15 protein-coding genes and 1 rRNA gene are annotated in these 16302 nt (G+C 59.5%); 13 read left to right on the forward strand and 3 right to left on the reverse strand.

Annotated elements, in window-relative coordinates; genetic code table 11:
• Positions 1–11: 11 nt before the first annotated feature.
• The 13 genes from ACLH1I_RS16140 (at position 12) to ACLH1I_RS16200 (ending at position 14915) form a co-directional block, all read left to right on the forward strand.
• Positions 12–278: a EutN/CcmL family microcompartment protein gene (locus tag ACLH1I_RS16140; RefSeq protein WP_096833540.1), complete on the forward strand. Its 267-nt coding sequence runs from the start codon at positions 12–14 to the stop codon at positions 276–278.
• An 8-nt stretch (positions 279–286) separates the two neighbouring features.
• Complete coding sequence (locus ACLH1I_RS16145; protein WP_151629112.1) at positions 287–1441, forward strand: 1-propanol dehydrogenase PduQ; 1155 nt, start codon at positions 287–289, stop codon at positions 1439–1441.
• A 25-nt stretch (positions 1442–1466) separates the two neighbouring features.
• Positions 1467–4853: a choline trimethylamine-lyase gene (cutC, locus tag ACLH1I_RS16150; protein WP_151629110.1), complete on the forward strand. Its 3387-nt coding sequence runs from the start codon at positions 1467–1469 to the stop codon at positions 4851–4853.
• Positions 4854–4938: 85 nt separating this feature from the next.
• Entirely contained in the window at positions 4939–5886 is a 948-nt protein-coding gene (cutD, locus tag ACLH1I_RS16155) for a choline TMA-lyase-activating enzyme (RefSeq protein WP_023319643.1), read from the forward strand.
• A gap of 12 nt (positions 5887–5898) precedes the next feature.
• Positions 5899–6297 (forward strand): BMC domain-containing protein, encoded by a 399-nt coding sequence (locus tag ACLH1I_RS16160; RefSeq protein ID WP_004204127.1) that lies wholly within the window; start codon positions 5899–5901, stop codon positions 6295–6297.
• On the forward strand, positions 6294–6914 hold the full coding sequence (locus ACLH1I_RS16165; RefSeq protein ID WP_004204126.1) for a phosphate propanoyltransferase: 621 nt from the start codon (positions 6294–6296) through the stop codon (positions 6912–6914). The genes ACLH1I_RS16160 and ACLH1I_RS16165 overlap by 4 nt, the downstream gene beginning before the upstream one ends.
• Before the next feature lie 12 nt (positions 6915–6926).
• The gene (locus ACLH1I_RS16170) at positions 6927–7595 is read left to right on the forward strand and encodes a hypothetical protein (RefSeq protein WP_004204125.1); all 669 of its coding nucleotides are present in this window, start codon (positions 6927–6929) and stop codon (positions 7593–7595) included.
• 31 nt (positions 7596–7626) lie between these two features.
• Positions 7627–8040 (forward strand): DMT family transporter, encoded by a 414-nt coding sequence (locus ACLH1I_RS16175; protein WP_017899148.1) that lies wholly within the window; start codon positions 7627–7629, stop codon positions 8038–8040.
• 19 nt (positions 8041–8059) lie between these two features.
• On the forward strand, positions 8060–8389 hold the full coding sequence (locus ACLH1I_RS16180; protein ID WP_004204123.1) for a DMT family transporter: 330 nt from the start codon (positions 8060–8062) through the stop codon (positions 8387–8389).
• 279 nt (positions 8390–8668) lie between these two features.
• Positions 8669–9676: a tryptophan--tRNA ligase gene (trpS, locus tag ACLH1I_RS16185; RefSeq protein WP_017899149.1), complete on the forward strand. Its 1008-nt coding sequence runs from the start codon at positions 8669–8671 to the stop codon at positions 9674–9676.
• A 306-nt stretch (positions 9677–9982) separates the two neighbouring features.
• Positions 9983–11050 carry an HlyD family secretion protein gene (locus ACLH1I_RS16190; protein WP_017899150.1) on the forward strand — a complete coding sequence of 356 codons (1068 nt, stop codon included), beginning with the start codon at positions 9983–9985 and terminating at the stop codon, positions 11048–11050.
• Complete coding sequence (gene rbbA, locus ACLH1I_RS16195) at positions 11047–13791, forward strand: ribosome-associated ATPase/putative transporter RbbA (RefSeq protein WP_151629108.1); 2745 nt, start codon at positions 11047–11049, stop codon at positions 13789–13791. The genes ACLH1I_RS16190 and rbbA overlap by 4 nt, the downstream gene beginning before the upstream one ends.
• Positions 13791–14915 (forward strand): ABC transporter permease, encoded by a 1125-nt coding sequence (locus tag ACLH1I_RS16200; RefSeq protein ID WP_023319637.1) that lies wholly within the window; start codon positions 13791–13793, stop codon positions 14913–14915. Before rbbA ends, ACLH1I_RS16200 begins: the two co-directional genes overlap by 1 nt.
• Before the next feature lie 41 nt (positions 14916–14956).
• On the opposite strand, the gene ACLH1I_RS16205 is transcribed toward ACLH1I_RS16200, so the two are convergent.
• The 3 genes from ACLH1I_RS16205 to rrf form a co-directional block, all read right to left on the reverse strand.
• Positions 14957–15274 carry a hypothetical protein gene (locus ACLH1I_RS16205; RefSeq protein WP_004204117.1) on the reverse strand — a complete coding sequence of 106 codons (318 nt, stop codon included), beginning with the start codon at positions 15272–15274 and terminating at the stop codon, positions 14957–14959.
• Positions 15275–15595: 321 nt separating this feature from the next.
• Entirely contained in the window at positions 15596–15871 is a 276-nt protein-coding gene (locus ACLH1I_RS16210; RefSeq protein ID WP_004204116.1) for a DUF2574 family protein, read from the reverse strand.
• Between the two features lie 336 nt (positions 15872–16207).
• A 5S ribosomal RNA gene (gene rrf, locus ACLH1I_RS16215) occupies positions 16208–16302 on the reverse strand; the annotation flags it as partial.

Genomic DNA, 16302 nt, shown 5'->3' on the forward strand with positions numbered 1-16302 from the left:
GCGATATAACGATGATTCTCGCAAAGGTGACCGGCCATGTTGTCGCCACGCAAAAATGCGATGAGCTGCGCGGCAGCAACCTGCTGTTGATCACCCGCTTAGATGACAAACAGCAGCCGATGAAGGACCAGACCTGGGTCGCCGTCGATAACGTCGGCGCCGGTATGCAAGACATCGTGCTGGCGGAAGAGTATTTCGCGCTCAATAAAGAGCGCTACAAAGCGATGTCGGTGGTCGCCATTGTTGAGAAGGTGTTTCGGGACGCCGAACAGGAGTGAATAGCCCAATGAGTGAATTTTTACTGAAACCGCGGATTTGCTTCGGTCAGGACGCCCTCTCGGTGCTGAACGAACTTTCCGCCCGCAGCGTGCTGCTGGTGACCGATCAAGCGATGGTGAAGTTTGGCCTCGCCGAGCGCGTCACCGCCCTGCTGCGCCAGCGCGGGATCGCCTGGCAGGTGTGGGACGACGTGGTGGCGGATCCGGATATCACCACCGTGGTGCGCGGTATGAAGCTGATGGATAACCACTACCCGGATCTGGTTGTCGCGCTCGGCGGCGGTTCGGTTATCGATGCCGCCAAAGCGGTTATTTTCTCCCTGGCGCAAACCCGTCCGCTGGCAGGCCGTCCCCGTCCGTGCTTCGTCGCCATCCCGACCACCAGCGGTACCGGTTCGGAAGTCACCGCCTTTTCGGTGGTGAAAGCCAACGCGGAAAAGCTGGTGCTGGTGGATGCGTCATTGCTGCCGGATATCGCCATTCTGGACCCGGCGCTGGTGGCTTCGGTGCCGCCGGCAATTACCGCCGACACCGGCATGGACGTGCTGTGTCACGCCCTTGAGGCCTACGTCTCCCGCGCCGCCAGCGACTTTTCCGACGCCCTGGCGGAGAAAGTGGTGCAGCAGGTATTTCGCTATCTGCCAACCTGCTGGCGCAGCGGCGACAACCTGCAGGCGCGCGAAAAGATGCACAACGCCTCCTGCATGGCGGGGATGGCCTTCACCAACGCGTCGCTGGGGATAACCCACAGCCTGGCCCACGCCCTCGGCGGCGTCTTCCGCGTGCCCCATGGCCGCGCCAACGCCCTGCTGATGGCGCACGTCGTCGCCTGGAACGCTGATTATCACGGGCTGTGCGATACCGATGCCGCCCGCAAATATGCCCGACTAGCCCATCTGCTGGATCTGCCTGCGGCCACTACCCGCCAGGGCGTCACCAGCCTGCTGGTCGCCATTCAGGCGCTTAAAGACGAAATGAGCATGCCGGCCGGCATCCGCGATACCGGCGTCCTTGCAGACGAGTTTGAACAACGGCTGGCGGAGATGATCGGCCAGGCGTTACGCGACAGCTGTACTCCGACGAACCCACGCGCGCCGGATGCTCACGCACTGACCGAACTCTATCGCCGGGCATGGACCGGCAACGCCGTTCAGGGCCACTGATAACAAGATTTGGAGAACCTTACCCATGGCACACTACAGCTTAACGCCGCGCGTCAAAGTGCTGGCAGACCGTTTACTCGCCCAGAAAAGCACGCTGTGCACCGAACATGCCACCACGCTGAACGCCCTGGATGGCGATATCTCGGGCGTTCCCGCCGCCGTTAAACCGGCGCGCCGTTTCTATGAACTGATGCGCCAGCTGCCGCTGACCATCAGCCCCGACGAACTCATTGTCGGCAACCAGAGCCGTAAACCGCACGGGGCGATTTTCCATGACGAAAACGCGACCCGTCGCCCATCGGCTTTCCAGTTCCTCAACCTCAACAGCGATCTGGATTCGCCGGACTACAGGCTGGTGGTCGAAAAAGGGGTGCTGGCGATTAAGCACCAGCTGGAAGAGAAAACCCGCGCACTCGGCAGCGCGGTCAGCCGCAGCGGTATGGATGAAGTCAACGGCTGCCGCGCCGCCATCTACGCCTGCGACGCCCTGCTGGCGCTGGCGCAAAATCTGGCCAACAGCGCCGAGCAGCTGGCGGCGGCGGAGACCAATGCTTATCGCAAAGCCGAGCTGCTCGATAGCGCAGCCATTCTCCACCACGTGCCGGCCCATCCGGCGCGTAATTTCAAAGAAGCCTGCCAGGCGTTCTATCTGTTCCAGCTGGCGCTCCAGCTGGATAACGGCAGCTATGCAGTCAACCCGGAAGGGGCGGACAAGGCGCTGCTGCCTTACTTCCAGCGCGATATCAACAGCGGCGCGCTGAATACCCAGCAGGCGTATGAGCTCGTGGAGTGCCTGTGGTTCAAGCTGGCGGAACTGAGCGAAGTCCGCGCCGCCTGCGCCATTGACGGCTATCCGATGCTCGACGCCATGTTGCATGGCGCCGCTTTTGAGCATGCCGAGGTGAACGAACTCTCGGCGATGTTCATCAGCGCCCAGCGTAACCTCAGCGCGCTGAATCTGCCGGTGCGTCTGTTTAGCGGCGCACAACAGGTCAGCCACGCGCCGTTCGCCGCCTGCGCAGACACGCCGGTGATGGAAGGGCTGACCCCGCGTATGCAGCGTCTGCGTAACCACTATCTGACGGTACGCCCGAGCGTCTCTATCTATCGCGCGCTGGCCTTTACCGAAGTGGTGAAAGCCAACCCAGGCATGCCGACCATTCTGCTGCGAGCGAAAGCCTTCCGCCACGCCTGCGAAACTGCGCCGATTCTGATTCAGGACGATGAGCTGATCGTCGGCCACCCGTGCGGTAAGCCGCGCGCGGGCGCCTTCTCGCCGGATATCGCCTGGCGCTGGGTGCGCGACGAGCTCGACACCATGAGCACCCGCCCGCAGGATCCGTTTGAGATCAGCGAAGCGGATAAAAAAACCATTCGCGAAGAGATCGTCCCATTCTGGGAAGGCCGTTCGCTGGATGAGATTTGCGAAGCGCAATACCGTGAGGCTGGCGTCTGGGCCTTCAGCGGCGAGACCTTCGTCAGCGACCTCTCCTATCACCAGATTAACGGCGGCGGCGATACCTGCCCGGGCTACGACGTGCTGCTGTTCACCAAAGGGATGAACGGCATTAAAGCCGATGCCGAGGCGCATCTGGCCAGCCTGAGCATGGAAAACCCGGAAGATATCGACCGCATTTACTACTACAAAGCGGCGATTGAAACCTGCGAAGGGGTGGTCAACTACGCTCGCCGCATCGCCGCCCATGCCCGCGAACTGGCGGCTAAAGAGCAAAACGCCCAGCGCCGCGCCGAGCTGCTGACCATCGCCGACGTCAACGAAAACGTGCCGGCCAATCCGCCGAAGACCTTGCAGGAAGCGCTGCAGAGTATCTGGACCGTCGAATCACTGTTTGAAATCGAAGAGAACCAGACCGGGCTGTCGCTGGGGCGCGTCGACCAGTACTGCTATCCAATGTTCGAAGCCGATATCCGCGAAGGCCGCTTGACCCACGACACCGCACTGGAGCTGCTGCAGGCGTTTATCATCAAATGTGCCGAACTGATGTGGATGTCGAGCGAACTGGGAGCGAAATATTTCGCGGGTTATCAGCCGTTTATCAACCTCACCGTTGGCGGCCAGAAACGTAGCGGCGGCGATGCCTGTAACGATCTGACCTATCTGATTATGGACGCCGTGCGCTTCGTGAAGGTTTACCAGCCGTCGCTGGCCTGCCGTATCCACAACCAGTCGCCGCAGAAATACATGGAAAAAATCGTCGACGTGGTGAAAGCGGGAATGGGCTTCCCGGCCTGCCACTTCGATGACTCCCACATCAAGATGATGCTGCGCAAAGGCTTCGATTTTGAAGACGCCCGCGATTACTGCCTGATGGGCTGCGTTGAACCGCAGAAATCCGGGCGCATCTACCAGTGGACCTCCACCGGCTACACCCAGTGGCCTATCGCTATCGAGTTCGTGCTTAACCGCGGGCGGATGGTGCTGTTCGATAGCTATCAGGGGCTGGACACCGGCGATCTGCGCGACCTGCGCACCTTCGAAGCATTCGACGCGGCGGTAAAACAGCAGATCGCCCATATCGTGCGCCTGTCGGCTATCGGCACCGTCATCAGCCAGCGCGTCCACCGCGATGTGGCGCCGAAGCCGCTGATGTCGCTGCTGGTCGAAGGCTGCATGGAAAGCGGCAAAGATGTCGCCGCCGGCGGCGCGATGGTCAACCACGGTCCGGGGCTGATTTTCTCCGGTCTGGCGACCTACGTCGACTCGATGGCGGCGATCCGCAAGCTGGTGTTCGAAGAGAAGAAATACACCCTTGAGCAGATCCGCGATGCGCTGCTGGCCAACTTTGAAGGTTACGAAGCGCTGCGTCGCGACTGCCTGAACGCGCCGAAATACGGTAACGACGATAACTATGTCGACCAGTACGCGCTGGATATTACCGAATGGACCGAGAAAGAGTGCCGTAAGTACAAGATGCTCTACTCGACCCTCAGCCACGGCACCCTGTCTATCTCCAACAACACGCCCATCGGCGAGCTGACCAACGCCACGCCGAACGGCCGCCTGGCGTGGATGCCGCTCTCCGACGGCATCAGCCCGACCCAGGGCGCGGATAAGCAAGGCCCAACGGCGATTATCAAGTCGGTCAGCAAGATGAACGTGGAAACCATGAACATCGGCATGGTGCACAACTTCAAATTCCTCAAAGGGCTGCTGGATACCCCGGAAGGTCGCCATGGCCTGATTACCTTGCTGCGTACCGCCTCGATTCTCGGCAATGGCCAGATGCAGTTCAGCTATGTCGATAACGAAGTGCTGAAGAAGGCGCAGCAGGAGCCGGATAAATACCGCGACCTGATCGTCCGCGTCGCCGGCTACAGCGCCTACTTCGTTGAGCTGTGCAAAGAGGTCCAGGACGAGATCATCAGCCGTACGGTGATTGAGAAGTTCTAGTTCTCTTAAAGAGAATTAAATGAGCTGTATTTGAGAAATAACCGGAAGTTCTCCGTCCCGTAACGGGACGGAGCGGGAGGCAAGCGTGATCGCAAAACAAGAATTAACGGGCCGCATTTTCAATATCCAGAAATATTCGATCTATGACGGCGATGGCATTCGCACGCTGGTGTTTTTTAAGGGCTGCAACATTCGCTGCCCGTGGTGCGCCAACCCGGAAGGGCTGAACAGCCAGTTCCAGGTGATGTTCTCGCACGACAAATGCATTAACTGCGGCGACTGCGTCAGCGTCTGTCCGGCGGGTATTCATTATCGGGCGGAAGAGAACGGCGAAATGAAGCACTTCGTCGACCGCCATAAAGACTGCATCGGCTGCCGCAAATGCGAAGAGATTTGCACCCAGAACGCGCTGGACATTATGGGCAAGGACGTCACCGTCAGCGAGCTGATGGAGATCATCATGCAGGACTACGACTTCTACATCTCCTCCGGCGGCGGCGTCACCATCGGCGGCGGCGAGATGAGCCTGCAGACCGATTTTGCCGTCGCCTTATTCAGCGAATGCAAAAAGATGATGATTAACACTGCCGTCGAAACCCAGGGCACCACCCCACTTGCCAACTACCAGAAGCTGGCGCCGGTCACCGACACCTTCTTATTCGACATTAAGCAGATTAACAGCGAACACCACAAGGCGATGCTCGGCATCGGCAACGAAGGGATCCGCCGCAATCTCGAATGGCTGGTGGATTCCGGCGCCAACGTCATTGTGCGTATGCCGCTCATTCGCGGCTACAACGACTCATTCGACGCCATTACCGGCGCCATTGATTACGTACAGAAGCTGGCGAAGCGCGGGAATATCCGCCGTATCGACATGCTGCCGTACCACCAGCTGGGACGCAAAAAGTACGAACGACTGGATATGCCCTACCCGATTAGCCAGGACCCGTCTTATTCGCCGGATGAACTGGACCGGCTGGAAGCCTTCTTCCGGCAATTTGATTTTGATATTCGCTTAGTCCGCCATTAACAGGAGCCGACCATGAAAAGTTTAGGCGTAATTGAAACGCGAGGATGGGTCGCCGCCATTCAGGCCGTCGACGCCGCCTGTAAAGCCGCCGGAGTGACCTGCATTGGCTATCGCAAACCAGGCTCCGGGCTGGTGAGCGTCTGCTTTGAAGGGGAAATCAGCGCCATCCACACCGCTATCGAACGCGGCGTGGCGGTTGCCGGCGCCGAGCACACCGTGAAGTCGCTGGTCATTGCCCGTCCGGAGCGCTGCGTGGTTGAAGCGTTAAGCAACCTCAAAGGCAACCCTCCGCGCGAGGAAAAAACGGACGAACCGGTGGTTATCACCGCCCCGGAACCCATCGTTCCGCCCGCTATCCCGAACGAAGCGGAAGATAAGCACCCTGCGCTGAAGAAAGGGAAGAAGTCATGATCGACACTTTGCTTCGCGAAAAAATCGTCGCCCGCCTGAGCGCAACGGCGCCGGCGATCCCGGTGGGGATCTCCAACCGCCACGTCCATCTCGCGCAACAGGACGTCGAGGCATTGTTCGGTAAAGGCTACAGCCTGACGCCGTTCAAACCGCTGCGCCAGCCGGGGCAGTTTGCCGCCCAGGAGTGCGTAACCGCCGTCGGGCCGAAGGGCTCGCTGACCAACGTTCGCGTCCTCGGCCCGACCCGCCCGCTATCGCAACTGGAAGTGTCGCGCGCCGACTGCTTCACGCTCGGCATTCAAGCGCCAGTTCGTGAGTCCGGGCAACTGGAGAATGCCGGTAGCGCGCTGCTGATTGGCCCCGCCGGTCACGTTGAGCTCCATTCTCAGGTGATCTGCGCCTGGCGGCATATTCATATGTCGCCGCAGGACGCGCGCCAGCTCAACGTCAGCAATGGCCAGAAGGTCAGCGTGCGCAGCAACGGCGAGCGCCAGCTGACTTTCGATGAAGTGGTGGTGCGGGTGCGCGATGACTTCGCGCTGGAATTTCACATCGACACCGAAGAAGCCAATGCCGCCGGGTTAAAAAACGGCGCGCAGGTGACGCTCATCGGCTAACGGAGGCTCGCCATGACCGACGAACAGATTGAAGGTGTAGTTGCGCGGATTTTGCAGCGCCTGCGGCCGCCGGTACTGGTGATGGTGACCGCCGCTGACGGCTACCGCGCAGCTATCCGCCAACGCCTGGCGGGAAGCGGCTATCCGCTGCGCCTCGCGCTGGAGGAGGGTCTCGCCGACGCCGCCGCCTGGCGAGAGGTGGGCGAGATTATCCCGTCATCGGCCTGGCAGGATGCCCTGCCGTCAGCGCCATGGCGGGGGGTACTGCTGCCTTTTCTCGATTATCCGCAAGCCTCTGATCTGCTGAACGGCACCCTGCGCAATCCGGTTTCCCGCTGCGCGCACGAGGCGCTGCTGGCGGGTATTCCGGTTCTGGCCCTGCGCTACCACTGCGATCCGCACAGCGAGCTCAACCAGCTGCGCGGCGCGCAGGCCGGCAGCGCCTATGCCGGGCATCTGCAGGCCACGCTGGCTCGTCTGGAAGCCTGCGGCGTCTTCCTCGGCACCATGAATGAGCTGCTGGCGAAGCTGGACGCACCCACCGCGCCGGCCGCCGCCAGCAGCGAACCGCGCCGTTATCTTACCGTCACAGACGTGGTGAATAATCCGGCGCTGGCGGCGGCCCCGCGCGCTCAGCTGACCGATGCGGCTATTGATTACTTAAAAAACAGAAAGATATGACCTTACCCAACGAAAAACCTGGAGCTTAACGATGTCTTCGAAAACAAAATGCTGGTTATGGATGCTGCTGGTTATCCTCTCCGAAACCTCGGCAACCTCGACGTTAAAAATGTTCGGTAGCAGCGAAGGCGGCAGCAAAATGCTGCTGCTCGGGCTGCTGATTGCGCTTTACTGCACCTGCTATTACTCGCTCTCAAGGGCGGTGAAAGATATCCCGGTCGGCCTGGCGTACGCCACCTGGTCCGGCACCGGCATTCTGGTGGTCTCGACGCTGGGAATGGCATTCTACGGCCAGCACCCGGATACCGCCGCCATCATCGGCATGGCGGTGATCGCCAGCGGCATCATTATCATGAACCTGTTCTCGAAAATGGGTTCCGAAGCGAGCGAAGAGGCGGCGCCCGCCGCGCCAGCCGCCGCCATGGATAAGAACATCGCTAACTAACAGGAAAGGAATACCCCCTATGTTTAATCTCGGATTTTTATGGCTGGCGCTGTCTATCGGCTCCGAAATCACCGGCACCTCGATGATCAAAAAGACCAACGGTTTCAGCAAACTGGCCCCTTCGGTGCTGGTGGTCTGCGCCTACGGCCTCTGCTACTTCGCCCTCACCCGCGCAATGAGCACCATCCCTGTGGGCGTGGCCTACTCGCTGTGGTGCGGCTTCGGTATCGTCGGCGTCACCATCTGCTCCATGATCCTCTATAAGCAGAAACCGGACCTGGCGGCCATTATCGCCATGGCGCTGATTATCTCCGGCGGCGTGATCATGAACGTCTTCTCGACCATGTAACAGCGGTCGTTTTATCCTGTTACCCGGCCTGTGCGGGCAGTCCGTAGGCCCGCGCCAGCGCAGCGCCGCCGGGCGTTTTACCAAACAGGGTTTACCCCACTATGGTTTCGTGGCAGGATAAAAAGATGAACAGAAACGCGATCGTGACCTATCCCCGCCGTTGGTGGCTGCCTGCATAACAGGCGGCACGATATACGTTTCCATTTTCAAAGCCGCCGGAAGGCGGCTTTGGTGTTTTCAGGACGTCTTTCGGCTGAACAGTCTGATAAGGAGTTCCTGATGAATCACCCGCAAACCATTCTCACCGGCGACCGCCCCACCGGCCAGCTACATCTTGGCCATTACGTCGGCTCGCTGCGCCAGCGCGTCGCGCTGCAGCACGACCACCAGCAGTTTATCCTGATCGCCGACCTGCAAGGGCTCACTGACAACGGCAGCAATCCGCAAAAAGTTAGCCACCATATCCTCGAAGTGATGGCCGATTATCTGGCCGTCGGCATTGACCCCAGGCTCACCACGATCTGCCTGCAGTCCGCCCTGCCCGCGCTGGCGGAGCTCAGCGCGCTGTATATGAATATCGTCACCGTCGCCCGCGTGGAACGTAATCCGACGGTCAAGAATGAGATTGCCCAGAAAGGATTCGCCCGTTCGCTGCCGGTGGGCTTTCTTGCCTATCCGATTAGCCAGGCCGCCGATATCACCGCCTTCAAGGCCGAGCTGGTGCCAGTGGGCGACGATCAGCTACCGATGATTGAGCAGACCAACGAGATCGTCCATAAGATGAATAGCCTCACCGGCGCGCCAGTGCTGCGCCACTGCAAGGCGCTCCTCAGCGAAGTGAGCCGCCTGCCGGGCGTCGACGGCAACGCCAAAATGACGAAATCGCTTGGCAATACGCTGACGTTATCGGCCAGTGAAGAGGAGATTCACCGCGCGGTCAGCGCGATGTATACCGACCCGACACACCTGAGAGTCAGCGATCCGGGGCATGTCGACGGCAACGTGGTGTTCACCTATCTCGACGCTTTCCATAGCGATAAAGCACTGGTGGCTGAGATGAAAGCCCACTATCAGCGCGGCGGGCTGGGCGATCGCCAGTGTAAAAATGAACTGGAGACCTGCCTGCAGGCGCTACTGGCGCCGATCCGCGAACGGCGAGCCACCTTTATTCAGGATAAAGGGATGCTGCTGGATCTGCTGCGCCAGGGCAGCGAGCGCGCCCACCAGCTGACGCAGCAGACGCTGCATGAGGTGAAACGTGGTCTGGGGCTGCCGGTGCTGTTCTGAGGTGATGAAATGTTGCCGGTAGTGGATATTTTGTTAACACGTCGACAAGACCCTGCCTTTCGTATGGACAAGCCCGCCACGGATGTTACTATCGCGTTAACGGTAGCTCTCACTATGCGTGTTTCATTAAGGCCAGGATCGCTGATGATGACCACATAAGTAGTACAGCGTTCGGCTGCGCATCGACGCGGTAGAGCGCTGCGTCAGCGGCCCTTCCCCTCTTTATTCGTCCTTCGCAAGGAGGACGCTCCGCCCGCCGGAGGAGACACGCGTATCACTCAGCACAGGGAACCAAGCGAGTCGCGTATGGACAAAATAAAGAAACGTTGGACAGGGTATTTTGTCGGCTTACTGGTGGTACTCGCCGCCGCGGCATGGTGGCTGCTGCGCCCGCCGGGCCTCCCGGAGGGGTTTGCCAGTAGCAACGGACGAATAGAAGCCACCGAAGTGGATATTGCCAGCAAAATCGCCGGGCGTATCGACACCATTCTGGTCAAAGAGGGTCAGTTCGTGCGCCAGGGAGAGGTGCTGGCGAGAATGGATACCCGTGTACTGAACGAGCAGCGTCTTGAAGCCGCCGCGCAAATCAAGGAAGCGGAAAGCGCGGTCCTGGCCGCCAGAGCCTTGCTCGATCAGCGGCAAAGTGAAATGCGCGCCAGCGAAGCGGTTGTGAAGCAGCGTCAGGCGGAGCTCGACTCCACAGCGAAACGTCACGTCCGCTCGAATGCCCTGTCGCAGCGCGGCGCCGTCTCCGCCCAGCAGCTGGATGACGATCGCGCCGCGGCAGAGAGCGCCCGCGCGGCGCTGGAGTCGGCGAAAGCCCAGGTCTCCGCCGCCCGCGCCGCCATCGAGGCCGCCCGCACCAGCATTATTCAGGCGCAAACCCGCGTCGAAGCGGCCCAGGCGACCGAGCGGCGGATCCTTGCCGATATTGACGATAGCGAGCTGAAGGCGCCCCGCGACGGCCGTATTCAGTATCGCGTCGCCGAGCCGGGGGAAGTGCTGGCCGCCGGTGGTCGGGTGCTGAACATGGTCGATCTCGCCGACGTCTATATGACTTTCTTTCTGCCCACCGAACAGGCGGGCCTGCTGGCGCTTGGCAGCGAAGCGCGGCTGATCCTTGATGCCGCCCCTGATCTGGTGATCCCGGCCAATATCAGCTTTGTTGCCAGCGTCGCGCAGTTTACGCCGAAAACGGTGGAGACCCGCGACGAGCGTCTCAAACTGATGTTCCGCGTCAAAGCGCGCATCCCGCCGGAGCTGCTGGCGCAGCACCTGGAGTATGTCAAAACCGGCCTGCCCGGCATGGCTTACGTGCGGCTGGATAACCAGCACTCCTGGCCAGAAGACCTGACGGTGAGGTTGCCGCAATGATATTGACGCCACTGGATACCTCGCCCCCCATTGCCCGGCTGGACAACGTTGGCCAGCGCTTCGGCGCCACCGTGGCGCTGCGGGATATCAGCCTGGCGATCCCGGCGCGGCGCATGGTCGGCCTGATTGGCCCGGACGGCGTCGGCAAATCGAGCCTGCTCTCTCTCATCGCCGGGGCGCGGGCCATTGAGCAGGGTAATGTGATGGTGCTCGGCGGCGATATGCGCGACGTTCATCATCGCCGCGAGGTGTGCCCGAAGATTGCCTGGATGCCGCAGGGACTGGGGAAAAACCTCTATCACACCCTCTCGGTGTATGAAAACGTCGACTTCTTCGCCCGCCTGTTTGGCCATGATAAAGCCGAACGCGAATCACGTATCCACGAGCTGCTGCAGAGCACCGGGCTGGCGCCGTTTCGCGATCGCCCGGCGGGTAAGCTCTCCGGCGGGATGAAGCAAAAGCTGGGTTTATGTTGCGCCCTTATCCACGACCCGCAGCTGCTGATCCTCGATGAACCTACCACCGGCGTCGACCCGCTTTCCCGGGCGCAGTTCTGGGAGCTTATCGACAGCATTCGTCAGCGCCAGCCGGAGATGAGCGTGCTGGTGGCCACCGCCTATATGGAAGAGGCTGAGCGCTTTGACTGGCTGGTGGCGATGAACGTCGGCGAGGTGCTGGCGACCGGTACCGCTGCGGAGCTGAAAGTACAGACCGGCAGCCAGACGCTGGAGCAGGCGTTTATCGCCCTGCTGCCGGAAGCGCAGCGCCAGGCGCATAAGGCGGTGGTAATCCCGCCGCGCGACGACCGCGAGGAAGAGATCGCCATCGAAGCCCGTGGGCTGACCATGCGCTTTGGCGACTTCGTCGCCGTCGACCACGTTAACTTCCGCATCGCGCGCGGTGAAATCTTCGGCTTCCTCGGCTCCAACGGCTGCGGCAAATCCACCACCATGAAGATGCTCACCGGCCTGCTGCCCGCCAGCGAAGGCGAAGCCTGGCTGTTCGGCCAGCCGGTCGATCCGAAGGATATCGCCACCCGCCAGCGGGTGGGCTATATGTCGCAGGCCTTCTCGCTCTATAGCGAACTGACCGTCCGGCAAAACCTCGAACTGCACGCCCGCCTGTTTCATATTCCGGACGGCGAAATCCCCGGTCGGGTGGCGGAAATGAGCGAGCGCTTCATGCTCAGCGAGGTGGAAGACGCCCTGCCCACCGCCCTGCCGTTGGGCATCCGTCAGCGTCTGTCGCTGGCGGTGGCGGTCATCCATCGCCCGGAAATGCTGATCCTCGACGAACCCACCTCCGGGGTCGATCCAGTGGCACGGGATATGTTCTGGCAGCTGATGGTCGACCTCGCGCGTCAGGATCGGGTGACCATTTTTATCTCCACCCACTTTATGAATGAGGCGGAACGCTGCGACCGCATCTCGCTGATGCACGCCGGCAAGGTACTGGCCAGCGATACGCCGCAGGCGCTGGTCGAACAGCGCGGTGCCGCCAGCCTCGAAGAGGCGTTTATCGCCTGGCTCCAGGAGGCGCAGCCAACCGCCGCAGTTCCTGAGGAACTTGCGCCTGCTGCAGCATCCCATCCAGAACGCGCGGCCCCGCGCCAGGCCTTCAGTCTGCAACGGCTGTTCAGCTACAGCCGCCGCGAAGCGCTGGAGCTGCGCCGCGATCCTGTACGTTCGACGCTGGCGCTGCTGGGAACGGTGATCCTGATGTTTATCATGGGCTATGGGATCAGCATGGACGTCGAGGATCTGCGCTTTGCGGTACTCGATCGCGATCAAACCCTCAGCAGTCAGGGCTGGTCGCAGAATATCGCCGGCTCACGCTACTTCATCGAACAGGCGCCGCTGCGCAGTTACGATGAGCTCGACCGGCGGATGCGCGACGGCGAACTGGCGGTGGCGATAGAGATCCCGCCGAACTTTGGCCGCGATATCGCCCGCGGCACGCCGGTACAAATCGGCGTCTGGGTGGATGGCGCAATGCCAAACCGCGCGGAGACGGTGCGCGGCTACGTGCAGGCCATGCATCTCGCCTGGCTGCAGGAGATGGCCGGGCAGCAAAGTAGCCCGAATCGTGAGACCTCGCTCATCTCCATCGAGACCCGCTATCGCTATAACCCGGACGTGAAGAGCCTCCCGGCCATCGTCCCGGCGGTGATCCCGCTGCTGCTGATGATGATCCCGGCGATGCTCAGCGCCCTGAGCGTGGTACGTGAGAAGGAGCTCGGGTCGATCATCAACCTGTACGTGACGCCGACCACCCGCAGCGAATTCCTGCTCGGCAAGCAGGTGCCTTACATCATGCTGGGAATGTTTAACTTTTTTCTGCTGTGTGCGCTGTCGGTCTTCGTCTTTGGCGTATCACATAAGGGCAGCTTCCTGACGCTAAGCCTGGCGGCGCTGCTGTACGTCACCATTGCCACCGGACTGGGACTACTGATCTCAACCTTTATGAAGAGCCAAATCGCCGCTATTTTCGGCACCGCCATCATTACGCTAATCCCGGCGACCCAGTTCTCCGGGATGATCGATCCGGTAGCGTCGCTGGAAGGCCCCGGGCGCTGGATTGGGCAAATCTACCCGACCAGCCACTTCCTGACTATCGCCCGCGGCACCTTCTCCAAAGCGCTGAATCTCAGCGATTTGTGGGGCTCCTTTATTCCACTACTGATTGCAGTGCCGCTGGTGCTCGGGCTGAGCGTGCTGCTGCTGAAGAAACAGGAGGGGTGATGCGCGGATTACGCAATATTTATAATCTTGGCGTCAAAGAGCTGCGTAGCCTGCTGGGTGATAAAGCGATGCTGGCGTTGATCGTGTTTGCTTTTACGGTGTCGGTGTACTCCTCAGCCACGGTGATGCCCGGCTCGCTACACCTGGCGCCGATTGCGGTTGCCGATATGGATAAGTCGCAGCTCTCTTCACGCATTATTAACGCATTCTACCGCCCCTGGTTTCTCGAACCGGAGCTGATTACCGCCGATGAGATGGACGCCGGCCTGGATGCCGGGCGCTACACTTTCGCCATCAATATTCCGCCTAACTTCCAGCGCGATGTGCTGGCCGGCCGCCAGCCGGAAGTGCAGGTCAACGTCGACGCCACGCGCATGAGCCAGGCCTTTACCGGCAACGGCTATATCCAGAATATTATTAGCGGCGAAGTAAACAGCTTCATTGCCCGCTATCGGGACAACAGCGTGCTGCCGGTAGAGCTGGCGATAAGAATGCGCTTTAACCCTAACCTGGAACAGGAGCGCTTTGGCGCGGTGATGGCGATCATCAACAACATCACCATGCTGGCCATTGTCCTCACCGGCTCGGCGCTGATCCGCGAGCGCGAGCACGGTACCATCGAGCATCTGCTGGTGATGCCGGTCACGCCGTTTGAGATCATGATGGCCAAGATCTGGTCGATGGGGCTGGTGGTGCTAGTGGTCTCCGGTTTGTCGCTGGTGCTGATGGTACAGGGGATGTTGCAGGTGCCCATTGAGGGGTCGATTCTACTGTTTATGCTGGGGGTGGCGCTCAGCCTGTTCGCCACAACCTCGATCGGCATTTTTATGGGCACCCTCGCCCGCTCGATGCCGCAGCTGGGGCTGCTGATGATCCTGGTGCTGCTGCCGCTGCAGATGCTCTCCGGCGGCTCCACGCCGCGGGAAAGTATGCCGCAGCTGGTTCAGGATATCATGTTGACCATGCCGACCACCCACTTCGTCAGTCTGGCGCAGGCGATTTTGTACCGCGGCGCCAGCTTCAGTATCGTCTGGCCGCAGTTCTTAACCTTGCTGGCTATCGGAGCGGTGTTCTTTACTATCGCCCTGCTGCGTTTTCGCAAAACGATTGGTCAAATGGCATAAGGACTTAAGAAGGGCTGTCGACTCCCGGCGGCCCGCATGGTTTATTTGTGGCGGTTCATAAAGTGGCGCAGACCCCAGGTGAAGGCCATCGCCATGCTGAAGAGAATGAACAGCAACACCACCCAGCTGATGGAGATGCGCAGCAGCGTGCCGGGGGTCATAAACGGCTGCAGATAGACGGTAAAAGACTGGGCGGGTGATTTCCCCAGCAGTTCATACAGGTTATCCGTAAGCCATACGCCGACCCGGCAGAACAGCCAGATTATCGCTGGCCAGCAGAGCAGCACCAGAAAGGTAAAGCGCTCCTGAAGGTAAGTGAAGAGCCGGCGCAACGGCGACCAGTTAAGCAGGATTTTCATTTCTATTCTCATATTGCCAGCCGATAACCAAAGCAGATAACGCAAGGTACGTCGGGCAGCATCCATACAGGCAATCATCCCTCTTTGTATATCAAATTTGCTGTCATATAAACCAGATCAAGTTAACAAAGTGTTAATGATATCGCTCATTAAGCCAAAAAACCGGCGAGAAGCATACCCATTGTCGCCATAAATGGGAGTGATGTATTCAGCGGCGGGAATAATTCCGTAATTTCGCTAACGCGTTAATATATATGAAGAAGATGCAGCGCTATTATTTAGCAGAACACAATATAATAGCGCTGAAATAGAGAGAGGTATTTAATCGTAGCTGCTGATAATTATTTTTCGACTCGTATCATTGGATAAATTCACTGTACGAGTGACCACACCACGCGCGTGATTCGCTATATTTTTCGAGGCAATGAGATAGGTATTTTTTCCGCAGCGCTGCAGAGGTTGTTTATTCACAATATCAGTATTGCAGGTTTCTGACACGACCCGCCCGGAAAGCGTTAGGTTGGCGGTTTCGGCAGCAAACAGAGGTGAGCTTAATCCATAAGCGAAAATCAGAATCCCAATTAGCGGTTTTTTCATTTAATGTTTAACCAGTTAACAGGATGAAAGATAAGCGAGTTGCTTAATATTTTCTCCGTCAGGAGAGCGATGCATTGGTACATCACGCAGGGAAGATAAACCATAGTATTACTAAGGGAAATGTAAAGATAACCTATTAATGTGATAATTATTGCTGATAGTAGCGAACCGGCATAGTGGTCTGCCTGGAGACGGTGCTGCGCACCAGGTTTTGTGGCTCAGGATCCGTAGCCCCGGTAAGCGCAGCGCCACCGGGGAGGCATGCCGGCACCCTCCCCGGATGACACAAACGCAAAAAAGCCCAGTCTTTCGACTGGGCTTTCTGCTTTATTTGATGCCTGGCAGTTCCCTACTCTCACATGGGGAGACCCCACACTACCATCGGCGCTACGGCGTTTCACTTCTGAGTTCGGCATGGGGTCAGGTGGGAC

The sequence above is a fragment of the Klebsiella sp. 1SOBk10mer genome (genome assembly GCF_046602535.1).
Classification (GTDB): domain Bacteria; phylum Pseudomonadota; class Gammaproteobacteria; order Enterobacterales; family Enterobacteriaceae; genus Klebsiella; species Klebsiella quasipneumoniae.